This is a genomic window from Paenibacillus sp. FSL K6-1096 (assembly GCF_037977055.1).
Taxonomy (GTDB): Bacteria; Bacillota; Bacilli; order Paenibacillales; family Paenibacillaceae; genus Paenibacillus_AQ.
The window spans coordinates 4,920,879-4,943,876 of sequence record NZ_CP150274.1; the positions used below are offsets into that span (position 1 = coordinate 4,920,879).

Genomic DNA, 22,998 nt, shown 5'->3' on the forward strand with positions numbered 1-22,998 from the left:
CCCGGAGGCGTTTTTGGTTTATAAGGAAATAAAAAATGGCTGTAAAAGTGCCATCCCTGTGTCAGGAAAATGCTTGAAACGCTTTCAATGCATAAGGACTTATTCGTTGATAATGCATAATTATACATTCCACAGATTTTTTACGCTTTTATTCACTAAAGCTGTGTCGCAAAAGCAATTGTTAATCAAACTCATAAAAAAGTTTAAATTGCGCTCATGTCAGCTCGATGATAAAATAATAAAACCAATCTGGCCTGAATAATTATTAAGATTAACCGCTGAAAATTTTTCCTGGAATTCCGTCTACTTTATTAATAGAAAGGTTGCATATGATGAGACACACTGAACTGCCCATCAAACAGGGCTTGTATGATCCCCAGTTCGAAAAAGACGCTTGCGGCATGGGATTTGTCGCCCATATCAAAGGCAAACCGTCCCATGATATCGTCAGCAATGCGCTGACTATGCTCTTCAACATGGAGCACCGGGGAGGCCAGGGGAGCGAGCCGAATTCAGGTGACGGAGCCGGCATTATGCTGCAGATTCCGCACCGTTTCTTCGCCGGTGAAGCCGCGAAGCTGGGCTTTGAGCTTCCGGAGCAAGGCCATTATGGCGTGGGCATGATCTTTCTGTCTCACAACGAGGAGATCCGGGCCCGCCATGAAGCGCTTCTGAGCGAGATTATTGCTGAAGAGGGCCAGCAGGTTCTCGGTTACCGTGATGTGCCTACTTTTGATGAGATGCTCGGGAAGACAGCCAAGGCTGCCAAGCCTTATGTGCGCCAGGTCTTCATCGGACGCTCGGAAGGCATTAAGGATGAGATGGCCTTTGAACGTAAGCTGTATGTCATCCGCAGACGCGCGGAGCTCGCCATCCGCTACGGCGGATCGGAAGAAGGCGAGTCCTTCTATGTACCAAGTTTATCCTGCAAGAAGATTGTCTACAAAGGGATGCTGACCACGGTGCAGGTCGGACAGTTCTACCTTGATCTGCAGGATGAGAATCTGGAATCGGCGATTGCGCTGGTCCACTCCCGCTTCAGCACCAACACCTTCCCCAGCTGGGAACGTGCCCACCCTTACCGCTTCATGATCCACAATGGTGAGATCAACACCCTCCGCGGCAACGTGAACTGGATGCATGCCCGCCAGTCGCTGTTCAAGAGCGAAGTGTTCGGAGAAGACCTCGGCAAGATCAAGCCGGTGGTGAATCCTGACGGCTCCGATACGGCGATGTTCGATAATACCTTTGAATTCCTGTATCTGAGCGGACGCTCTCTGCCGCATGTAGCTATGATGATGGTTCCTGAGCCATGGAGCAATCATGACAGTATGGACGAGAAGAAGAAAGCCTTCTATGAATATCACAGCACCCTGATGGAGCCGTGGGACGGGCCTGCCGCTATGGGCTTCACCGACGGTGTGCAGATCGGGGCCATTCTTGACCGTAACGGCCTTCGTCCTGCCCGTTATTATGTAACCAAGGATGATCTGATTATTCTATCCTCTGAAGCGGGTGTGCTTGATATTCCGGCAGAGGATGTATTATACAAAGACCGCCTGAGACCGGGCCGGATGCTGCTCGTTGATACGAAGCAGGGCCGGATTATCTCAGACGAAGAGGTTAAGGCAGAGATTGCCTCCCAGCAGCCTTACCAGGAGTGGCTGGATGAGCATTTGATCAGCCTTGATGAGCTGCCTGATGCACCTGAGCTGCCGAATCCGAAGCATGATAACGTGCAGCAGCTGCAGCAGTCCTTCGGCTACACCTTCGAGGATCTGCGCAAGGTGCTGGAGCCTATGGCCTCCACAGGCGCCGAAGCGGTCGGCTCCATGGGTTATGACTCGCCGCTCGCGGTGCTGTCAGACCGTCCGCAGCGCCTGTACAACTATTTCAAGCAGATGTTCGCCCAGGTCACGAATCCTCCGATTGATGCGATCCGTGAAGAGCTGGTTACTTCTACGGCTACGACTATCGGGCCGGAACGCAATCTGCTGAAGGCAGAGCCGGAGAGCTGCCGGCAGATCTCGCTGGCTTCCCCGATTCTCTCGAATGAGGATTTCGCCAAGCTGCGCCATGTCCGCCGTGCCGGCTTCAAGTCGATGTCCATCCCGATCCTTTTCCCGGCAGAGCTGGGAGCAGAAGGGCTGAGAATCGCGCTGGAGCGTATGAACGAGGCGGCAGATCGCGTAATGGGCAAAGGCCATAATATTCTGATCCTGTCCGACCGCGGCGTTGACCGTGAGAATGCGGCGATCCCGGCACTGCTGGCGGTATCCAGCCTGCATCACCACCTGATCCGCTCGGGAACACGGACCAAGGTCAGCATTCTGCTGGAGTCCGGCGAGCCGCGTGAGGTTCATCATTATGCGCTTCTGCTCGGCTACGGGGTAAGTGCAGTCAATCCATATCTCGCCTTCGAGAGTCTGGATGATATGATCTCCCAGGGCCTGCTGCGCGGAATTTCGCATGAGAAGGCTGTGAAGAACTATATTAAGGCTGCAACGAAGAGCGTAGTCAAAATTCTGTCCAAAATGGGGATCTCCACGATTCAATCCTACCGTGGCGCGCAGATTTTTGAAGCGGTTGGCCTGAATTCGGAATTCGTGGACCGTTACTTCACCTGGACCCCTTCCCGCATCGGCGGGATCGGCCTGGAAGAGGTGGCTCAGGAAGCGCTGGCCAGCCATTACCGCGCCTTCACCGACAAGGACGGCAACGACAAGGTGCTGGATTCCGGCGGCGAATACCAGTGGCGCAGCGACGGGGAAGAGCATCTGTTCAATCCGCAGACCATTCACCTGCTGCAGCATTCGGTACGCAGCGGAGATTATGCGATGTACAAGAAGTATGCAGCGCTCGTCCAGGGCGAAAGTGAGAAGCACCAGACGCTGCGCTCGATGCTGCAGTTCAACCGCAAGAACGACCCTGTGCCGCTGGATGAGGTTGAATCCGCCGCATCGATTATGAGACGCTTCAAGACCGGTGCGATGTCCTTCGGCTCGATCAGTAAGGAAGCCCATGAGACACTGGCGATTGCGATGAACCGCATCGGCGGCAAGAGCAATACCGGTGAGGGCGGGGAAGATCCGGCGCGCTTCAAGCCGGATGCTAACGGCGATTCCCGCCGCAGTGCGATCAAGCAGGTGGCCTCCGGACGGTTCGGCGTAACATCGAACTATCTGGTGAACGCTGACGAGATCCAGATCAAGATGGCCCAAGGGGCCAAGCCGGGCGAAGGCGGACAGCTTCCGGGCCGCAAGGTTTATCCTTGGGTCGCTGAGGTCCGCGGCTCTACCGCAGGCGTAGGTCTGATCTCGCCGCCGCCGCACCATGATATTTACTCCATCGAGGATCTGGCAGAGCTGATCTATGATCTGAAGAATGCCAATCCGCGCGCGGAGATTAACGTGAAGCTGGTATCAGAGGTCGGCGTAGGCACCATTGCCGCAGGTGTGGCTAAGGGCCGTGCCGATATCATCCTGATCAGCGGGTACGACGGCGGAACCGGCGCTTCGCCGATGAACTCCATCCGTCATGCCGGGCTGCCTTGGGAGCTGGGGCTGGCTGAGACACACCAGACGCTGATGCTGAACAATCTGCGCGACCGCGTGGTGCTGGAGACTGACGGCAAGATGCTCAGCGGACGCGACCTGGCGGTAGCGGTCCTCCTGGGGGCCGAGGAATACGGCTTCGCCACTGCACCGCTGGTAGCTGTAGGCTGCATCATGATGCGTGTCTGTCAGATGGATACCTGTCCGGTCGGCGTAGCTACACAGAATCCGGAGCTGCGCAAGAACTTCTTGGGTGATCCGCAGCATGTGGTGAACTTCATGACCTTCGTAGCTGAAGATCTGCGTGAGATTATGGCTGAGCTGGGCTTCCGCACCATCGAAGAGATGGTCGGCCGCACCGACTGCCTGGATGCTGTTAAGGCTTCGGCGCACTGGAAGAAGAAGGGCGTTGATCTGAGCAGCCTGCTGCACACGCCGGATATGCCGGAAGGCAGCACACGCTTCCGCAGCCAGCATCAGAATCACGGCCTGGAAGAGACGCTGGATATGACGCACCTGCTGGATATCGCGCGGCCTGCGCTGGAATCCGGCACAGCGGTTGAAGCTTCTCTGCCGATCACGAACGTCAACCGTGCTGTAGGAACCATTCTCGGCAGCGAGCTGACGCGCAAATACGGCGCGGCCGGTCTGCCGGATGATACAATCCGGCTGCACTTCACCGGATCGGCCGGGCAGAGTCTGGGAGCCTTCGTACCGAAGGGCGTCACGATTACCGTCGAAGGCGACTCCAATGACTACGTCGGCAAAGGGCTGTCCGGCGGCAAGCTGATTATCAGACCTTCGCGCAAGGCCACCTTTGCTGCTGAAGAGAATATTATCATCGGGAACACGGCGCTCTACGGGGCGACCAGCGGTGAGGCTTATGTCAGCGGGATTGCCGGTGAGCGCTTCGCGGTCCGCAACTCCGGAGCGAATGTAGTCGTAGAAGGCGTGGGTGACCACGGCTGTGAATACATGACCGGCGGCCGGGTGGTTGTACTGGGCGGCACGGGCCGCAACTTTGCGGCAGGGATGTCCGGCGGGATCGCGTATGTCTATGATCCCGACAATACCTTCATCAAGCGCTGCAACCTGGAAATGGTCCTGCTGGAGCGTGTGGAGGAAGCGGATGAAATCGCTGACCTGCACGGAATGATCAGCCGCCATACCGAGCTGACCGACAGTAACGCGGGCAAAGCCATCCTGGATGCCTGGGATCAAGCGCTGCCGAAGTTCGTGCGTGTCATTCCGAAGGACTACAAACGGATGCTGGAGCAGATCCGTAAGGTTGAGCAGAATGGCCTGACCGGTGAAGCGGCCCTGATGGCTGCCTTCGAAGCCAACATGCGCGAGCTGGCACGGGTCGGCGGTTAAGTTATTATAAGTTTCAACTGAATAAGCAACGTGCTTCGGCAATACCGGAGCGCGACGCTCACCAAGAGGCCACATCTTTCCATTCTGGAGAGGTGTGGCCTTTCTTTATTGCATCATGCTTCCCAGCTAGTAACCCTATTAAAGAAATCCTGCCAAAAGTGTAACAATGCTGCTCCATACAAGCGGTTTACACTGAAATCTTGCACGAAATGCAACAAAGTCAGCGCTAACCTGCTCAAATCTCCGAAAATCCTGCAAATGATGCAACATTGCTCCCCAGCCAGTAACATTTATAGATAATTCATGCAAAATTTGCAACAATGCTGCCCCATACAAGCGACGGTCGGTGGACAGAGGAAACTCTCAGAAACTGTATGCGAAAAACCGAACACAATGGGCAGAGCGGAGGCACGTGGGGCCAAATGTATGCGAAAAACCGAACACAATGGGCAGTGCGGAGGCACGTGGGCCGAATGCAATCGATGATGTTGTTCCTGTTGCTGCATATCTCTCCAAATTTCAGGAGGGAGGAAAACTGTGGTAATATATATAAATGGTTGAAAATGGGTTGTTGATATAGTGATAAGGTTAATAATAGCTTGAACTGAATAAGACAATAATAGGATGGGAGTAACGGAGGGGAAATTTGGAACTGTAGGAGCGGTAGCGTCCGCCTTTGTATCCGGATTTCTACCGCAAACGGCGGTATTATTAATAGAGAAATCTGGAGACAACAGCGGCCGGAAGTCCAAATGTTCACCGCAGTTACGGCTAACATCTAGATCAGAGTCTCTTTAGTTCTGCTATGAATCCACCTTATCATAAAGCGTAACCCCTTTTCACACCAACCGACGAAAGGAAGTGAAGTCATGCCGAATCCGGCAGAAGCGGTGAAGCCTGTAGCCAGTCTGAAGGGCGTCACCAAGAAGATAGGCTCCAAAACGCTGATCAGCGACTTGACGCTTGATATTCCACCCGGGCAGATCTTCGGGTTCCTGGGACCGAACGGGGCAGGTAAGACGACTACCATCCGTATGATGGTGGGATTAATCTCTATAAGCCGCGGGGATATCATGATCTGCGGGCACAGCATCAAAGACCATTACGAAGAGGCCATCGCCCAGGTCGGAGCGATCGTGGAGAACCCGGAGATGTACAAGTTCCTCACCGGCTACCAGAACCTGCGCCAGTATGCGCGTATGGTGCCAGGCGTGACCAAAGCCCGGATACAAGAAGTTGTGGAGCTGGTGGGTCTGAGCCAGCGCATCCATGACAAGGTCAAATCCTACTCCCTGGGGATGCGGCAACGGCTCGGCGTAGCCCAGGCACTGCTGCACCGGCCGAAGCTGCTCATCCTGGACGAGCCGACCAACGGGCTGGACCCGCAGGGAATCCGCGAGCTGCGTGATTATCTCCGCCAGCTGTGCCGAACGGAAGGAACCACGGTATTCGTCTCCAGCCATCTGCTGTCCGAGATGGAGCTGATGTGCGACAGTGTGGCGATTATCCAGAACGGCCGCCTGATCGATGTGAAGCAGCTCAAGGCCGTCGGCGATATGATAATCCCGGCCGGCGAGACCTTTTTCGAGGTCGATAATCCTGAGGCTGCGCTGGCACTGATCGCAGGCGGTGTGATGAAGGAAGGCGGAATCGCCGTTCAGGCATCCCGGGAGGAGATTGCCGAGCTGAATGCGAAGCTGGTCACCGCCGGAATTAAAGTGTACAGCATCAAGGCGCTGTCGCGTTCGCTCGAGGATCAATTCTTGGAAATTACAGGAGGTGAAGGTATTGGGTGAGTTCATTGCTCTCATACATAATGAGAACATCAAAATATTCCGGCGTCTGCGGACCTGGATCATGCTGTTCATACTGGCACTGATGAGCGCGCTGTTTCCGGCGCTGATTTATTTCACCACCAGCGGCAGCGACGTAATGGGACTATGGGGCAGCTTCCGGACCACGGTGACCATTGCCTTTTTCCTGAATACCATCTTCACCGCTCTGGTGGCAGCTGACTCCGTGGCGGGCGAATTCACCTGGGGAACGATCAAGCTGCTGCTGATCCGCCCTTGGAGCCGTTCGAAGATTCTGCTCTCCAAATATTTATCGATGGTCTGCTTCAGCCTCGTCAGCACTGCGGTGTTAATCGCCTTCGGACTTGGCTCGGCCCTGATATTCTCATCCTCGGCTTCCATGGGCGGAGAGACGATGGGCTGGAGCGCCGGGGAGTATGTGTTTATGCTGATTCTGTGCAGCTATATTGAGCTGTTCCTGACGGCAGCCATTGCGTTCATGATCTCCAGCGTCTTCCGTTCGAGCGGACTCGCGATTGTGCTGTCCCTATCGATTATGTTCACCAAAGACATCTTCATTGCGATCTTCAGTCCCGAACGGTATGAATGGGCGAACTACCTGATCTTTGCCCACATGAACCTGAGCGGCTATCTGCTGTCGGATACCGGCCCCGGCGGAACTACCCTGGGGTTCGCGGTCACTGTACTGGCTGTGTATTATGTGATTATCATGGCAGCCTCATGGCTCGTATTTGCCAAAAGAGACGTATCTGCCTAGAATATCGCTTCACCCGGGAGCGGGCGGACGGGGAGGAAGGCCGGCGGGAATCACCCGCTTATGCGCCTTCCAGGCTGCTCTGCTGACCCTCTCTGCGTTTGCCTGACTTCTTCTTGGAATTGACTGGATGCAGCCCCCCGGCTTTCTCGGCGGCGGGCTGTTCCGTCATGGACACAGCTCCGTTAAGCAAGCTGCCTTCGGTGATGCTCAGCGCGCCTGCGGCAATATTGCCGTGAAGTTGTCCAGTCTCTGTAAGAACCAGCTTCCCCTGGGCCGTTACGTTGCCATATACGGTGCCCGCGATAATAATCTCCTGCGCCTCGATACTGGAATGGACCTGGCCTTGTTCGCCGACAGTCACCGTGCCTTCGCACAGAATCTCCCCGCTGAAATTCCCTTCAATCCGCAGATTGGTGCTAGAGTTCACCTTGCCTTCAAGCGTGCCGCCAAAACCGATGAGCGAATCCGTTGACTTATAAGAAGCAGCCGGATTGCGTCTCTTCCACATACTCATTCCTCCTTGAATGATTCATTTCGGGTACATCTTACAGCCGGGCTCAAGGCTTGACATAGTTCAGCGGATTCACCGGCTGGTTCTGCTTCACCACCTGAAAATGGAGGTGAGGGCCTGTACTGCGTCCGGTATTGCCCAGCATCCCGATCTGCTGTCCTTTAACAATCTGATCTCCGGGCGAGACCAGCATCTGGTCCAAATGCATGTACAAGGTCTCCAGTCCGTTGTCATGCCGCACCGCGATGTATTTGCCTCTGGCGCCCAGCCGCTCCGCAGCGATCACCTCACCGCCGAGCGCGGCATAGACGGGATCGCCGATTTTGCCGGCAATATCGATACCGGAATGGTAGGCCGAGACTCCCTTGAACGGGTCGGTGCGGTAGCCGAAGCTTGAAGTAATGACCTTCGATCCGGTGGGCCACATGACGGTCCGGGCCAGCCGGGCCTTGGCCTCCTGTGCCTGCTTCGCCTGAAGATTAGCCCGCTGGGTGTTCACCTTACGGGCCTCTGTAATCGTGGAGGAGATGCTGTCGATCATCTCATCTAGCAGGCTGTGAATCTCCTGAAAGTCGTCCCGTGTGTCCTGAACCAGCTTCTGCGGGTCCTGTTCATAGACAGCGATATACTCTCCGCCGACCTGGGGCTGCCCTGCAGCGGGCAGCAGGGCAGCAGCCAGCTTCACCCGGAATTCGGCGGCAGGCGAAGCGGCTGCCGGACGGGCTGCCAAACGGGTGGTCGGCTGCTCCTGAATGAACGGGCCTGCGCTAAGCCGGCTGACTTTGCCGAAGGTTCCGGCGGAGGCCGCAGCCGTAGCGTTCAAGCTGGACGGCCCGCTGTCCGCTCCCGGAGGCAAGGCGGAGGTCTTATTGCCGTTGCTCTGTTTACCCGCCTCCTTGCCGGAATCGGAGGAGGAGGCCTCCTCCTGTCCGATCAGCGATTGCAGCTGCTGCTCCAGCTCAGTGACGCTCTTCAGCTTGTCTTTGATATTCTCCGCTTCCTCGGAGAGCTCGGTCACCTGGCCGCGCAGCTGCTGCAGCGCTTCTTCCTTGTCGGCGACCTTCATCTCCATGCGGATATTGGTCAGCGACAATGCAGCGGCTTCAGCCTCCAGCTCGGCGATGGACCGGGAGGCATGGATGTGCATGGAGGTGACCAGACTGGAGATGGACAATGCAGCGGCGGCCGGCAAGGCCATTGCCAGCGGCTTGGAGATCTGGACCTGCTTCACAGGCTGTCCGGCTTCACGCATAACAAGCAGCTTAATCGGTTTACCACGCTGACGTTTCATAACTTCTCCTTCCTGCGGCCTGGGGCAGCCGCGGGATATTGACTGTCTGTTACGGTCTGTTCCTGGTGCAGGGGCTTATCCGGTTCGTCCTACTACTCTATGTATTCCAGAATCAGGTTGAACATGACAACGGTTTGCTTGAATAAAGAACGGGAGTTAAGGCAAGACCTGTAGTAGGTGAACAGCATCCGCTGTAAACCTAGCACTCGTTTATTCCATTGTCCAGGAGGACGGATATGAGGATATTTGCCTTGATCTTATGTATTTTTATTGTGCAGCTGGCTGTGATCCTAATTCTGGAGTTCCGGCGCCCGCAACGGGCTTTGGCCTGGATCTGCATCACCTTCTGCTGTCCGCCGCTCGGACTGCTATTCTATTATGCCCTGGGAAGAGATTACCGCCAGAGCCGCCGGCTTGGCCGGAGATGCGTGTCTCTGCAGCGGGAGATCCGTGCCCATGTGGCCGGCAAGATTCATATGGTCAAGGAAGCGGCGGATACGGGAAACCGCGCTTTTGCCGGGCGGCCGGAGCTGCTTCACCTGCTCTCCGGGCTGGCCGGGAGCCCGCTGACGCAGCATAATGACTGTCAGGTATTCTCAGGCACCCGCGAAGCTTATGAGGCCATGCTGGAAGCGATGGAGCAGGCGCACGAGAATATCCACATGGAATTCTACATCTTCCGGGAGGACGGGATCGGCAGGCAATTCCAGCAGGTGATGATCCGCAAGGCGCGCCAGGGAGTACGGGTCCGGCTGCTGTGCGACGGGCTGGGCAGCCATAAGCTGAGCCGGAGATTTGTGAAGGAGCTGGGGGCTGCGGGCGTCCAGGTCTATTTTTTTCTGCCTCCGCTGACCTCGCTTCTGGACCGCCGCTTCAATTACCGCAATCACCGCAAAATCCTCGTAGTCGACGGCCGGACCGGCTTCACCGGAGGGATGAACATAGGCGATGATTATCTCGGCAAAGACCCGAAGATGGGCTTCTGGCGGGATACCCATCTGCGCCTGGAAGGGGATGCGGTGTATCATCTGCAATATGTGTTTCTCCGGGACTGGAGGCTGGCCGCAGGTGAGACTATGAGCCATCCCCGGTTTTTTCCGCGCCATAGCTGTGCGGGACGGGAGGTGGTACAGATTGTTGCCGGAGGTCCGGACGGGCCCATCGATGCTACGCAGGAGATGTTCTTTGCATCTATCTGTGCGGCGAAGCAGCGGATCTGGATCACCTCACCGTATTTCATCCCGGACCCGGCCATTCAGCGGGCCTTGAAGCATGCGGTGCTTAGCGGAGTGGACGTGCGGATGATTATTCCGGCGAAGCCCGATAACCGGGTGGTCTACTATGCAACGCTGTCGTACCTGGAGGATCTGCAGGATGCAGGGGTGAAATTTTACCGCTATACCAGAGGGTTCATGCATGCCAAAGTGATGATTGTCGATCATCTGCTGGCCTTGGTCGGCAGTGCCAATCTGGATATGCGCAGCTTCTATTCCAACTTCGAGCTGACGGCGGTTCTGCTTGGGCCGGAGCGGATTGCCGGGCTGGCGGAAGACTTCAGCAGGGATCTGGCACATAGTGAATATATTGATCCGCAGCGCTTTCGGGAGAGAGGGAAGAATGTCAAACGGTTAGAAAGCCTGTGTAAGCTCTTATCGCCGCTATTATGATAGAAAAGTTGATGGAAGCATCGTTTATCGAAGGTTATATCAATTTCCATGCGTTAATCGTGCTTCCTTTATGATATAATGGAAATATAAGATGAACAGGGGGAGTTCTATGACTGTAAGCCAACATGTCTTTACGGGTGAGGAGCAGAAGAAGCCGCAGAAATCCGGGGCGATCAAGACCGCAAGGCTGGCCCAGCGGGTTGTCATGATTGTCATCGGTGCGTTCATGATGTCTGTCGCGCTTGAAATTTTTCTCGTTCCCAACAAGTTGATTGACGGCGGAATAACCGGTGTTTCCATTATGTTGTCCGATATTTTCCATATACCGCTTGGTATCCTGCTGACCCTGCTTAACCTGCCGTTTCTGGTTATCGGGTATAAGCAGATCGGCAAGACCTTTGCCTTATCTACACTCTTTGCAGTCGTTGTAATGTCCATTGGTACACAGCTGCTTCATCCGGTGCATCCGATTACTGTTGAACCGCTGCTGGCCGCAGTCTTCGGCGGGGTCATCCTCGGCGTCGGGGTCGGACTGGTTGTCCGTTACGGCGGATCGCTGGACGGTACTGAAATTGTTGCTATTCTTATCGCCAAAAGGCTTCCGTTCTCTGTAGGAGAAGTCGTCATGTTCTTCAACGTATTTATTCTGTCCAGCGCAGGCTTTGTGTTCGGCTGGAATAATGCGATGTTCTCGCTTATTGCCTACTATATCGCTTTTAAGCTGATTGATATTACACTTGAAGGTCTGGATCAGTCGAAGTCCGTATGGATTATCAGTGATAAGTTCCGTGATATCGGCGAAGCCTTGACGGAGCGCCTGGGCCGCGGGGTTACCTACCTGGACGGTGAAGGCGGGTTCTCCGGCGATAACAAGAAAGTGATCTTTGTCGTCATTACCCGGCTGGAGGAAGCCAAGCTGAAGTCGATTGTGGAGGATTGGGATTCCGACGCCTTCATCGCCATCGGCAACATCCATGATGTCAAAGGCGGCCGCTTCAAAAAGAAAGCCATTCATTAGTATAGCACTGGCCCGTCAGGCCGGGATGCTCTCGAAGGAAGGTAGATTTACGAACGTCAGAGTACTCAATACGGCGGAACTGACTTACTGCGCCGTATTATCATATATATTTACCTTCCGTCCAGTTCTGGACGCCACTTAAGCCCGCAGCCTGAATTCAGGCATCTGCGGGCTTATTGCTTGCTCCGGGTCTCCTCCAGTCAGGGGAGCTTGGCGATAATCGCTTCAACCGGCTGCGGGGGGACCTGGGCGATCAGATCGCCCAGCCGGTCCAGCCGCTCCCCGATATTCAGCAGATGGTAATCGGCAGGCTTGACATCCCGCTGCACTTCTTCCCACAGCAGCGGGGTTGAGACTGTCGCCAGCGGCCGGGCACGCGGGGTATAGGGGGCAGCGAGAGTCTTGCCGCCGTAGTGCTGGAGATAATCGAAATAGATTTTGTCTCCGCGGTGTTTCTTGAGGCGTTCGAGCGTGAACAGATCCGGCCGCTTCTCGGTAACATAACGGCCGACGAAATGGCCAACCCGGCGCAGGCCGTCGAAGGTGACGCCCGGCAGGATGGGGACGATGATCTGTACGCCGGTTGCCCCAGAGGTTTTGGGGACGGATTGCAGTCCAAGCGACCTCAGTACCTCCCCGACCAGAAAGGCTGCTTCCATAATCCGCGGCTCCACCTCCTGGGAGGGGTCCAGATCGATCATCCATTCGCAGGGCAGGGGACTGCCTACATAATGCAGGGAAGGATGAAATTCAAGCGCAGCCAGATTCCCGAGCCAGAGCAGCTCCGGCAGACCCTGCAGGACAATATAGGTGATGCCGTCCTGCTCAGCCGTGCGGACGAATTCCGGCAGCGGCTCGGGAGCGTTCTTCTGGTAGAAGGACATCCCGGGCACGCCATGGGGATAACGGATCACCGTAAGCAGCCTGTCCCTGCAATAACGCAGCAGGTAAGGGGAGAGGATGGCGAGCTTTTGCAGGTAAATCTGCTTGGTGATGCCCTGCTCCGGCCACAGCGGCTTATCCGGATTCGTAATGACGATCTCATGTCCGTCAGCGGTAATGGTGCCTTTAACCTTCTGCGGCATACAGTGTTCCTCCTTCGGGTCGTCTAGGTCTGACTATTATTTGCCGTATGGCCGGTTTTCAGTCCGGGTAACGGGCATAGCCGGGACAGATCTTTTTTGGTGCAAAATGTCCCGTTTCGATTCGTCCCGTGCTTATAAAGGTGTAAGGGGAAAGAGAGGGGAGTTCCGATATTGGATGAGATGGAGCACCTCGTAGCCCGGGTGCAGAGCGGCGAAGTGGAGGTGTACGGGCAGATCGTTGAGGCTGTTCAGCAGCCGATGTACCGTTACTGCTGCCGTCTGCTCAGCAATCCGGCCGAGGCGGAGGATGCCGTGCAGGAGATTCTGGTGAAGGCTTATCAGCATATAGGCCAGTACCGTCCGCTGGTCAGCTTCTCTTCATGGCTCTATAGAATCGCTTACCATCATTGCCTCCAGGTTATCCGCCAGCGCCAGCGGCACCGCCGTCTGCTGACGCTGCTGCGGCCGCAGAAATACGTGGAAAGCCCGGAGCAGCGGATGGACCGCTATCTGTTCGATGAACCGCTCGCCGTGGCGCTTTCCCGGCTGAAGGCAGAGGAACGGAGCCTGCTGGTGCTGCGGATTTTTGAAGAGCAGAGCTTTGCGGACATCGCTGTGATTCTCGGCAAGAATACGGAGGCGGTCAAGAAGAGATATCAGCGCACGATCGTTAAGCTGGCTGACCTGCTGCAAGCGCAAAGAGAGGGGGAGGAGCAATGGACGAGCGCATCGCTGCTGAAGAAAAAAGGATAAGACGAATGGGCGCAGGTAGAGCTTCCGGCAGCATTGATGTCAAAGCAGCCGTTATGGAGCGGGTACGGGCCATCCATGCTGAGCAGGCTGCATCAGAGGATGCGGCATCGGCTTCGCCGGGACAAACGGTAGCTGGGACGGGTACACAGATGCCTGTGATGACCAGACAGCAGATGCCTAAGCAGCGTCCTGCGCTGCAGCGGGGCCGGAGGCTGGCTGCCGGACTCTGCGCTGTGGCGCTCCTTGGAGTGGCCGGGTTCGGTGTTGTCCGCAACGTGCTGGATCAGGGAACTGCGGGTAAGGTGTTGCACCCGGACTTTGCGGTGACCCGGCAGACGGAGGCGAAGCCTCTGGCCTTGAAGGACCGCAGCGGCAGAATTGTGGCGCAGCTGAAGTACACTGTGTCTAAGGGATACACGCCGTCCTACATTGGCTCCAGCTCTGCCCGGGAACGTTTCTTTAAGCTAAAGGAACAATATGAACGGCAGGCGCAAGCCGGCTTACAGCCGGGAGAGACCGCGGCTTATTATGTCAATGATAGTGAATTAATTGCATTGATGAACGGGCTCGGGTATGGAGCTCCGCTTTTCTTCACCAGCAGAGAGGTTACGTATACCAATTACAAGCAGTTGTCGGCAGCACGCGAGCAGACGGGCAAGTGGAGCTTTGCGCTGCCGCCCGAGAGAATAGGCGGATTACGGTTAGCAGAAGGCAGGCTGTTCACCAAAACTCCCTCCGGGTATGAGCCGGAATACAGGCAGATCCTGAAGGAGCTGAAGGCCGAAGTTGAAGGCGATCCGGACGGTAATCCGCTGGCCGTTACCATATGGCCCTTGAAGAGTATCGCAAAGGCCGAGATGGTCTATCAGGAGGGCAGCCAGCAGCTTAAGCTTAATTTATTCTGGGATATTGCAGAAACAACTGGCCCGGTCCAAATCATCTTGAATCCCGGCCAAAATGCCGAAATGTGGTCCTACGAAGATAAGGAGCTGCTGTTCATTCCCGGGACAGGCGAAGAGAACAACGGGGGGTCAGTTAGCAGACTGTATTGGTACGACAGCGCCTACGGAGGGCTTGCTTTAATAACGGACCCGCCGGACCAGCGGCTGACCCGGGAACAATGGGAGAACATTGCCGCCGGAATGGTTCAGCAGTGAGAATTTATAAGCGTGAAATAAAGATGTCCCTTTTTGAAGCCCGGCGGCGTTACAAGAGTGTTGCAGCAACAAACATATCAGCCGAAGGGAAGGAATTAGAACATGACTCTGTCTAAGAAAAAGAAAGCGGCGGCTGCCGCACTCTGCTTGTCCATGCTGCTCAGCGCGGCAGCGGGAACGGCCGGAGCAGCGGGAACGCTGCCTGACAAATTGAAGAATAAAAGTAACGGCATCCTGTGGGCAGAAACTGAACAACCGGCCAAGCCGGCTGCGCCATCTCCGCTGGACGCTTTGCTGGCTCAAGCGAACACAGTTCCCTTGAAAGCAGGGGAAATGCGGGTGGTTTACGTCAATGATGCCAAAATTAACACGCTGGATAGTCTGAATATCAGTTATGTGCCGTTCAGCTATACTTCTGTAAGCGCAGCAGCGCAGAAATTATCGTCGATGGGCGGAGGCGCATTGATGGCTCCGGCTTCGCTGCCGAAAGATTATGTGCTGAAAGAGGCAATCATCAGTCCTGATATTCCTTTTTCTTATGAGGATGGATATGTGCAGCTCAGGGAGAAACTCAAGCAACAATCCACAGCAGCAGGTACAAAGGTTATCACCAAAATGCTCCCTTGGAGCGGTCATGTCACCACGCTGACCTATACCCGCAAAGGCGAGGTGCTGAGCCTGCGCGCCGAGCCAGCCAGCGAGCTTCCGGCCGGAGTAACATTGGCCTCATTGCCGGGGGACAAGGACCAGCAGGTGCAGGTTAACGGGCAGGAGATGATGTTCACCTCCTTCGGCCCGCATCATGACAAGCTGAAATCCCAATTGCAGTGGAGAAGCCCGGACGGCAGCAGGGAGTATACACTGACGGACACCCGAAACACTGTACAGAGCAAGGCAGAGCTGCTGGCGATGGCCGGCAGCCTGACCGCTCAATAGCTTCTATAATTCCCTCTGGCTCAACGAACAGGACCGGGGCGGCACATCCACCTGGGCCTGAATGACCGGCTGGCGGAAGGTGCCGGAGGGGTTCCACTCCAGGAAATTCAGCTTGAACACCAGCTCCGGCTTAATCCAGACGGAGCCTTTGCTGCGCTGCGGGAGCGCTGCGAACGGCATCTGCTCCGTAACCAGCCCGGGAATCCGTGCGGTCAGCGTGCGCCAGTCCTGGACGGTCATTCTGCCCGCTCCGGCGTGGCCGATATAATGCAGCTTCCCGGCGTCATCATACAAGCCGAAGAGCAGCGCATTGACAATACCGTCTCGGAAGGTGACGCCGCCGGCGACAGCGGTGACATCGGAGATGATCTTCAGCTTCTGCCAGCGCTTGTCCTTGCCGCCGGGGGCATAGGTGCTGTCCAGATCCTTGCAGACAATGCCCTCCAGACTCCCTTGTCTGGCCGCAGTGAGCAGCTGGGCAGGGTCTGGATAGCTCGGCACCTGCTGGACATGGGGATGGGGCAGCAGGACCTCGTTCAGCATCTGCTGCCGCTGTGACAAAGGCATATCCAGCAGCCACAAGCCATTGCAGTACAGGATGTCGAACACCATATACAGCACCGGAACCTGCGGCTGCACCGCCCGGATGGCCGCTTCATTCTTCAGGCTGTCCCGCCGCATCACCTCATGGAAGGAGGGCTTGCCGCCGCTGAGCGCGATGATCTCCCCATCGAGCATAACGGAACCGGCCCGGCAATACGCTTCCGGCTTCGTAAGCTCAGGATACTGTAAGGTACGCCTATTGCCACGGCGGTTAATCAGCTCGGTATGGCTTCCATCGAACAGGGAGAGCATCCGCACCCCGTCCCATTTAATCTGGGCGGTCCACTGGCTTCCGGCCGGAGGAACGGCTGCCAGCACTGGCTCAAACGGGGTGACCGGCTGGAGCTTGACAGAACCTGCTGTCTGTTTCAGCCCGCGTGTAGCAGTCCGGCCGCTAGGCATCCTTGCTCTTCGCGCTCCGGCGCTTCGGCTTCGGAGCAATCACCGGAATCGGTCCGGTCGCCTCGTCTACCACCGGGGCTGCCGGGGCATCGGCGGAAGCTCCCGCAGCGGCGGCTTTGGCTTTGGAGGGACGCTTCTTGGACCCGGCGGCTGTCCGCGGCTTCGCGCCAGTCCCCGCCTTGCCGGGCCCGGGATCGGACGGGATATGCTGGACCGCTTCGATGCTGGCCTGGAGGGCTGCCATTAGATCGATGACATTGGTCTCCTGGCGCGCAGGGGCGATATGGAACTCTTCTCCGGCAATCTTGTGCGTAATCAGATCCAGCATCCGCTGGCGGTAATCATCGGTATATTTAGCCGGCTCGAACGGGGTGGACAGCTGGGAGATCAGCAGCTTGGCCATGTCCAGCTCCTTGTCGTTCACCTGGCCCGGCTCCGGCAGGCCCGGGACCTGCGAGACCGGACGGACCTCATCGGGATAGAAGATCGTCTCAATCGCGATACAATCCTGCAGCACACGGATGGCGGCCAGGCTGCTTTTGGAGCGGATGGAGATTTTGGCGATGCCGATCTTGCCGGTCTGACGCATAGCCTCCATCAGCAGACGGTAAGCATTGGCGCCTGCCTGATCGGGGGAGAGGTAATAGGTCTTTTGGAAGTAGATCGGGTCGATCTCCGTCAGATCCACGAAATCCAGAATCGTGATGCTCTTGCTGCTCTCCTCCGTCAGCTGATCCAGCTCCTCCTTATCGAACAGCACGAACTTGCCTTTTTCATATTCGTAGCCCTTGCCGATCTCCTCCCACGCCACTTCCTTCTCGCAGACCGGGCATTTACGCACATAGGACAGCGGGCTGCCGCATTCTTTGTGGATGTAGCGCAGAGAGATGTCCTTGTCCTCCGTAGCGGAGAACATTTTGACGGGAACATGCACCAGGCCGAAGCTGATGGCCCCTTTCCAAACGGTATGCACGGATATCGCCTCCTGATCATTAGTGTTATGGCTTAGTATGAGGCGGGCAGGCTAATTCTAGCCATGCTTCAGGAAGGATGCATTATTTGAGATTGGTGGGAAAAAATAAACCTGCTTCCGTTCGGCGAAGCCCATGTTAGAAGGAGGCTGTTATGGATCAGGCACATTATCACTGGAGCGATGCTCTATCGGAGCAGGACATTCCGGCCGAGGCTGTCAACTGGGAGAATATTATTGCGGACCCAAAGAACGAGGAGTTGGATGCAGCTCCCGGCCTGCTGGATGCTGAAGCCACGATTGGCGAGCCTCCGGCTGACGGAGAAGAAGAGGAATAAGGAGGGCAGGAGAATGGATATAGAACGTGCGAAGGATATTTATGCCTCCAAAGACACCATTGCAGTGCATCTCGACGGGGAGCCGGTCTGGATCGAGCATGTGGACACCGAAAATGGTATGGCTACCGTTCAGGTCGGCTCACGGCCGACGAATACGCACACCGTTGGTGTGGAGCGGCTGGAGGAGCAAGAGAAGCAAGTTTAGATGCGCAATTCAACCGGGCGGGTATCCGGGGAAAATAGACTTTGGTGCAGGGCCTATGCTGGCGATGTCAACATCGCTGGGTGGCCCTGCTTTTTTGTATGTGGGAAAGCGGGGGGTGAGCGGGAATGAGGAGCCTCTGAGTCCGCACACGCCCGGAGGTGGGCAGCGTACGTACCGGGAGTGCGGGATGGAGACGCCAAGTGGCTTCACCCGGAATGTTTTACCAATAGCTGACACAAGGGTTGACGAGAGAAGGAACGGCCCCTATATTTGGGGGAGAATTTAGATGAAAAGAGATGATGGACATGCGCCCGATATTGCTGGGGATCTGCTCGGCGCTGTTTTTTGCCGTGACCTTTGTGCTGAACCGGAGGATGGAGCTGGCGGGGGGAAGCTGGGCCTGGAGCGTCTCGCTGCGTTACTTGTTTACCCTGCCGCTGTTACTTGCGATCGTAGCCGGACGGGGACGGCTTAAGCCGCTGCTCCAGGCAATGAGAGAACGTCCGGGAGCCTGGCTGCTGTGGGGAACGGTCGGATTCGGCCTGTTCTATGCGCCCATCTGCTTCGCGGCGGCGTATGCGCCGGGCTGGCTGACCGCAGGGACCTGGCAGATTACAATTATCTCCGGCTCGCTGCTGGCTCCTCTATTCGGGGTGTGGGTCAGCAGCCCCTCAGGCCCGGTATACATAAAAGGCAGAATCCCGCTGCGCGGGCTGCTTCTGTCCCTGATTATTCTGGCCGGTGTAGCGCTGCTGCAAGCCGATCATGCCCGCCGCCTGGCTCCGGCGCAGGTGCTGCTGGGCGTCCTCCCGATCGCCTCCTTCGCTTACCCGCTGGGCAACCGCAAGATGATGGCGCTCTGCGGAGACAAGCTGGATGTCTTCCAGCGGATTCTCGGCATGACGCTGGCCAGCCTGCCCTTCTGGCTGCTGCTTGCCCTGTACGGACTGGCAGATACAGGTCTGCCGTCATCCTCGCAGGTGGGCCAGTCGGTGATCGTTGCGCTCAGTTCGGGTATTGTGGCGACGGTGCTCTTTTTCCGGGCTACAGATTTGGTGCGGGACAGCATGAGCGGCCTGGCTGCCGTGGAGGCCACCCAGTCGCTGGAGGTTCTGTTCGCCTTGCTGGGCGAGATTCTGCTGCTTCATTCCCCGCTGCCTTCGCTGCTGTCATGGATAGGGATCGCGGTCATTATTGGCGGAATGGTGCTGCACAGCCTGTTCTCCAGACACCCGGAGGAGGCCCGTGCCCCAAGTGCTGCCGCCTGAACAGCGCCTGTTGCGGTACATGTAGCATACCGATATAATTAAAAGTATTGTTAACCGGTAAGGTTATATAAAAGGTGGTTGCAGCTTTGGACAAGATGACAGAAACGGTGTTTACCTGCCGTTCTTATAGCCTTCAGGATACAGACGCGCTCGCCGCTGCCATTGCTGCCGAGTCATTGCCCGGGATGGTGATCGGCTTGGACGGTGATCTGGGTGCAGGCAAAACGGCGTTCTCGCAGTGTTATGCCCGTCATCTGGGGGTGGAGGGGATTGTGAACAGTCCTACCTTTACAATTATCAAGGAATATCAGGGCCGTCTGCCGCTGTATCATATGGATGTCTACCGGATCTCGGAGCAGGAAGCGGATGAGCTGGGGCTGGAGGAGTATTTCTACGGCCAGGGCGTGAGTCTGGTGGAATGGAGCAGTGTCATTACCGGACTGATGCCGCCGCGGCATCTGCACATCGGGCTGAAGACCGCCAGCCCGGAGGAACGGGAGATTACGGTGACCGGAATCGGAGAACCATACGGCGAAGTGTGCCGCAGGCTGATCCAGAAGTGGGGTAAAAGAGATGAGTAATTTAAATAATGAGCCGCGCAAGCGGCTTTTGGCGCTGGATACATCAACGGCTGTTCTCGGCGTGGCCGTAACCGATGGCAGCGGGCTGCTGCATGAGATCAATGCTTCAGGCGAGCGGAACCACTCGGTTCACCTGCTGCCCATTATCGAACAGGCGCTGCAGGCTGCGGCTGTCACTGCGGATAAGATCGGCGGAATCGCGGTCGGTATCGGTCCGGGCTCCTATACCGGAACGCGGATCGCTGTCACAGCCGCCAAAACGCTGGCCTGGGCCTGGAATGTGCCGGTAACCGGCGTGTCCAGCCTGCATGCGCTCGCCTGGGGCGGGTATCATGCGGCGGCTGCGCAGCGGGAAGACGCTGTGCAGGCGGGGCAGGAATCTGCGCCCGGGACCGCTGGACCGGACTGGATTATCCCGCTGATCGATGCCCGGCGGGGGCAGGTGTACACGGCGTTATTCGCAGCGGACGGGGACAAGCCTCCCCGGCGGCTCGCGGCAGACGCTATCCGGCTGATGGCGGACTGGGTGCAGGAGCTGGCAGAGCGGCTAACAGAAGCTGCACAAGAAGGCAGAATGCCGGGCAGCCTGTGGTTTGTAGGCGAGACGGGACTGCACGGAACAGCGGAATCGCTGGCTCCGCTTACCGGAGCGGGCAATGTGCGGACGCTTCCGTATGAGCTGGAAGGCCGCTGGACCGGCTTCCTGGCGGAAGCAGGGGTCTATGAGGCGAGCGGAGAGCTTCATGCGCTGATCCCCAACTATACGCAGCTCTCGGAAGCGGAGGCTAATCTGCGGCGGAGCAGCGAAGGGAGCCTGAAGACAAGATGATAGAACCGGAAGCAGGAAGGGTTCAGGAGGATGAGCTTGTTTTTCGGCTGATGCGGCTGGAGGATATCCCCGACATTCTTGTCATTGAACGGGAGGCCTTCACCATGCCGTGGACCGAGGATGCCTTCCGCAACGAGCTGACGCATAATCATTTCGCCAAATATATGGTGATGGAGCTGGCCGGGCAGATTATCGGCTATGCGGGGATGTGGGCGATTGTTGACGAGGCGCATGTGACCAACATTGCGCTGCTGGAGGCGTACCGGGGACGGAAATGGGGCGAGCGGCTGCTGGACGAGCTGATGAGAACGGCGGCTTATCTCGGGATGCAGTCCATTACGCTGGAGGTGCGGGTCTCCAATGAGGTGGCCCAGAATCTGTACCGCAAAAAAGGCTTCCGCCCCGCCGGCACCCGCAAGGGGTATTATTCGGACAACCGCGAGGATGCGCTCATCATGTGGGCCAATCTGCCGGAGTACGGGGAGCAAGCTGTAACGGAAGGAAGCGTGGACTTGAAATGAAGACAGAAACGGGCGCTACGGAGCCTGTACTTATACTTGCCATTGAAACCAGTTGTGACGAGACCTCAGTTGCTGTTGTGAAAGACGGCTGTGAGGTGCTGTCCAACATTATATCCAGCCAGATTGAGACCCACCGGGCCTTCGGGGGCGTGGTGCCGGAGGTAGCCTCCCGCAAGCATGTCGAGGTCATTACGCTGGTGATCGAAGAAGCGTTAAGCACAGCGGGCGTCCGTCCGCAGGAGCTGAGTGCGGTGGCGGTCACCCAGGGTCCCGGGCTGGTGGGTGCGCTGCTGGTCGGCGTCGTTGCTGCCAAAAGCCTTGCGCTGGCCTGGAACAAGCCGCTTATCGGCACCCATCATATCGCCGGCCATATCTATGCCAACCGGCTGGTGAAGGAGCTGAAGTATCCCAATATGACGCTGGTCGTCTCCGGCGGTCACACCGAGCTGGTGCATATGGAACGCGAGGGCGTGTTCCGGATTATCGGGCGCACCCGTGACGATGCGGTCGGCGAGGCGTATGACAAGGTGGCCCGGGCGCTGGGCTTCCCTTATCCGGGCGGGCCGTATGTGGACCGGCTGGCACATGATGCGGAGGAGGCTTATCCGCTGCCGCGGGTCTGGCTGGAGCCGGGCTCGTATGACTTCAGCTTCAGCGGCCTGAAGTCTGCCGTGCTGAATGCGGTGAACCAGAGCAAGATGAAGGGGCTTGAACCCGATACGGCCGGCATTGCCCGCGGCTTCCAGGAGTCGGTCGTGGAGGTGCTGGTCGAGAAGGCGGTCCGTGCAGTCCGGGAGTATAAGGCAGAGCAGCTTCTGCTCTCCGGCGGGGTTGCGGCGAATAAGGGGCTTAGGGAAGAACTGACCCGGCGCTGCGCAGCCGAGGGAATCGAGCTGATCGTTCCGCCGCCGGTCTATTGTACAGATAATGCGGCGATGATCGGTGCAGCCGCTTATGTCAAATGGAGACATGATGGCGGTATTCCGCTGGATATGGTCGCTGACCCCGGCTTACCGCTGGAGAAATGGTCGGTATCTGTCTATTGACTTTTGCCCGGGCAGGCGGGTATAATCAGTTCAATTCATAACATCTTATATTTGAACAAACGCGATGAAGGGAAGCAGTAAGGTGACTCCGGGTTAAGAGAGCTGCGGGATGGTGCGACGCAGTCGAAGGAGACCTGAACTCGTCCGGGAGCGGAACGGTGGAAGCAGGGAGCATACACTGGCGCAGTGCTAAGGCTGGTGTCCTGAAGAGTACATCGTTACGGATAACCTCCGTGATCAGGTTGTGGAGTGGATATCACGGGTGCGGCTGATCAACAGCTGAACCGGATATCAACAAGAGTGGTACCGCGAGGGTAA

The 22,998-nt window shown here is 56.8% G+C and carries 20 protein-coding genes and 1 other annotated feature (1 of these 21 cut by a window edge); of the genes, 15 read left to right on the forward strand and 5 right to left on the reverse strand.

The window, feature by feature from the left end; genetic code table 11:
• Window positions 1–332 precede the first annotated feature (332 nt).
• The 3 genes from gltB (at window position 333) to MHI24_RS21715 (ending at window position 7,499) form a co-directional block, all read left to right on the forward strand.
• Window positions 333–4,928, forward strand: a complete 4,596-nt coding sequence (gene gltB / locus MHI24_RS21705) for a glutamate synthase large subunit (RefSeq protein WP_340026749.1) — start codon at window positions 333–335, stop codon at window positions 4,926–4,928.
• Window positions 4,929–5,797: 869 nt separating this feature from the next.
• Window positions 5,798–6,724: an ABC transporter ATP-binding protein gene (locus MHI24_RS21710; RefSeq protein ID WP_340021601.1), complete on the forward strand. Its 927-nt coding sequence runs from the start codon at window positions 5,798–5,800 to the stop codon at window positions 6,722–6,724.
• A complete protein-coding gene (locus MHI24_RS21715) occupies window positions 6,717–7,499 on the forward strand; it encodes an ABC transporter permease subunit (protein ID WP_340021602.1) in 783 nt (260 codons plus the stop codon). Before MHI24_RS21710 ends, MHI24_RS21715 begins: the two co-directional genes overlap by 8 nt.
• A 58-nt stretch (window positions 7,500–7,557) precedes the next feature.
• On the opposite strand, the gene MHI24_RS21720 is transcribed toward MHI24_RS21715, so the two are convergent.
• Window positions 7,558–8,007 carry a polymer-forming cytoskeletal protein gene (locus tag MHI24_RS21720; protein ID WP_340021603.1) on the reverse strand — a complete coding sequence of 150 codons (450 nt, stop codon included), beginning with the start codon at window positions 8,005–8,007 and terminating at the stop codon, window positions 7,558–7,560.
• A gap of 49 nt (window positions 8,008–8,056) precedes the next feature.
• On the reverse strand, window positions 8,057–9,301 hold the full coding sequence (locus MHI24_RS21725; protein ID WP_340021604.1) for a M23 family metallopeptidase: 1,245 nt from the start codon (window positions 9,299–9,301) through the stop codon (window positions 8,057–8,059).
• 236 nt (window positions 9,302–9,537) lie between these two features.
• On the opposite strand from MHI24_RS21725, the gene cls reads away from it, so the two are divergent.
• Together cls and MHI24_RS21735 are read left to right on the forward strand one after the other, a co-directional pair.
• The gene (gene cls / locus MHI24_RS21730) at window positions 9,538–10,968 is read left to right on the forward strand and encodes a cardiolipin synthase (RefSeq protein WP_340021605.1); all 1,431 of its coding nucleotides are present in this window, start codon (window positions 9,538–9,540) and stop codon (window positions 10,966–10,968) included.
• Window positions 10,969–11,077: 109 nt separating this feature from the next.
• Entirely contained in the window at window positions 11,078–11,986 is a 909-nt protein-coding gene (locus MHI24_RS21735) for a YitT family protein (RefSeq protein WP_340021606.1), read from the forward strand.
• A 200-nt stretch (window positions 11,987–12,186) separates the two neighbouring features.
• Here the strand turns inward: MHI24_RS21735 and ligD are convergent, their stop codons facing one another.
• Entirely contained in the window at window positions 12,187–13,071 is an 885-nt protein-coding gene (gene ligD / locus MHI24_RS21740; RefSeq protein ID WP_340021607.1) for a non-homologous end-joining DNA ligase, read from the reverse strand.
• A gap of 180 nt (window positions 13,072–13,251) precedes the next feature.
• Between ligD and MHI24_RS21745 the strand changes: the two genes are divergently transcribed.
• The 3 genes from MHI24_RS21745 to MHI24_RS21755 all read left to right on the forward strand — a co-directional run bounded on the left by MHI24_RS21745 (window position 13,252) and on the right by MHI24_RS21755 (window position 15,917).
• Entirely contained in the window at window positions 13,252–13,824 is a 573-nt protein-coding gene (locus MHI24_RS21745; RefSeq protein WP_340026750.1) for an RNA polymerase sigma factor, read from the forward strand.
• Window positions 13,788–14,981, forward strand: coding sequence for a hypothetical protein (locus tag MHI24_RS21750; RefSeq protein WP_340021608.1), 1,194 nt, complete (start codon window positions 13,788–13,790; stop codon window positions 14,979–14,981). Before MHI24_RS21745 ends, MHI24_RS21750 begins: the two co-directional genes overlap by 37 nt.
• Before the next feature lie 102 nt (window positions 14,982–15,083).
• Window positions 15,084–15,917, forward strand: a complete 834-nt coding sequence (locus tag MHI24_RS21755) for a hypothetical protein (protein WP_340021609.1) — start codon at window positions 15,084–15,086, stop codon at window positions 15,915–15,917.
• Between the two features lie 3 nt (window positions 15,918–15,920).
• Here MHI24_RS21755 and MHI24_RS21760 read toward each other — a convergent pair whose 3' ends face one another.
• Both MHI24_RS21760 and MHI24_RS21765 read right to left on the reverse strand, forming a co-directional pair.
• Window positions 15,921–16,922 (reverse strand): DNA ligase, encoded by a 1,002-nt coding sequence (locus MHI24_RS21760; RefSeq protein WP_340021610.1) that lies wholly within the window; start codon window positions 16,920–16,922, stop codon window positions 15,921–15,923.
• Window positions 16,915–17,895: a Ku protein gene (locus tag MHI24_RS21765; RefSeq protein ID WP_340021611.1), complete on the reverse strand. Its 981-nt coding sequence runs from the start codon at window positions 17,893–17,895 to the stop codon at window positions 16,915–16,917. The genes MHI24_RS21760 and MHI24_RS21765 overlap by 8 nt, the downstream gene beginning before the upstream one ends.
• A 152-nt stretch (window positions 17,896–18,047) precedes the next feature.
• Between MHI24_RS21765 and MHI24_RS21770 the strand changes: the two genes are divergently transcribed.
• The 7 genes from MHI24_RS21770 to tsaD all read left to right on the forward strand — a co-directional run bounded on the left by MHI24_RS21770 (window position 18,048) and on the right by tsaD (window position 22,680).
• Window positions 18,048–18,230: a hypothetical protein gene (locus MHI24_RS21770; RefSeq protein ID WP_340021612.1), complete on the forward strand. Its 183-nt coding sequence runs from the start codon at window positions 18,048–18,050 to the stop codon at window positions 18,228–18,230.
• A 13-nt stretch (window positions 18,231–18,243) separates the two neighbouring features.
• The gene (locus MHI24_RS21775; RefSeq protein WP_340021613.1) at window positions 18,244–18,435 is read left to right on the forward strand and encodes an H-type small acid-soluble spore protein; all 192 of its coding nucleotides are present in this window, start codon (window positions 18,244–18,246) and stop codon (window positions 18,433–18,435) included.
• A gap of 305 nt (window positions 18,436–18,740) precedes the next feature.
• The gene (locus tag MHI24_RS21780; RefSeq protein WP_340021614.1) at window positions 18,741–19,703 is read left to right on the forward strand and encodes a multidrug resistance efflux transporter family protein; all 963 of its coding nucleotides are present in this window, start codon (window positions 18,741–18,743) and stop codon (window positions 19,701–19,703) included.
• A gap of 95 nt (window positions 19,704–19,798) precedes the next feature.
• Window positions 19,799–20,284, forward strand: coding sequence for a tRNA (adenosine(37)-N6)-threonylcarbamoyltransferase complex ATPase subunit type 1 TsaE (gene tsaE, locus MHI24_RS21785; protein WP_340026751.1), 486 nt, complete (start codon window positions 19,799–19,801; stop codon window positions 20,282–20,284).
• The gene (tsaB, locus tag MHI24_RS21790) at window positions 20,277–21,113 is read left to right on the forward strand and encodes a tRNA (adenosine(37)-N6)-threonylcarbamoyltransferase complex dimerization subunit type 1 TsaB (RefSeq protein WP_340021615.1); all 837 of its coding nucleotides are present in this window, start codon (window positions 20,277–20,279) and stop codon (window positions 21,111–21,113) included. The genes tsaE and tsaB overlap by 8 nt, the downstream gene beginning before the upstream one ends.
• The gene (rimI, locus tag MHI24_RS21795) at window positions 21,110–21,634 is read left to right on the forward strand and encodes a ribosomal protein S18-alanine N-acetyltransferase (protein ID WP_340021617.1); all 525 of its coding nucleotides are present in this window, start codon (window positions 21,110–21,112) and stop codon (window positions 21,632–21,634) included. Before tsaB ends, rimI begins: the two co-directional genes overlap by 4 nt.
• Window positions 21,631–22,680: a tRNA (adenosine(37)-N6)-threonylcarbamoyltransferase complex transferase subunit TsaD gene (gene tsaD / locus MHI24_RS21800; RefSeq protein ID WP_340021618.1), complete on the forward strand. Its 1,050-nt coding sequence runs from the start codon at window positions 21,631–21,633 to the stop codon at window positions 22,678–22,680. Before rimI ends, tsaD begins: the two co-directional genes overlap by 4 nt.
• A gap of 55 nt (window positions 22,681–22,735) precedes the next feature.
• Window positions 22,736–22,998 (forward strand) — a binding site (T-box leader) (it continues 19 nt past the right edge of the window).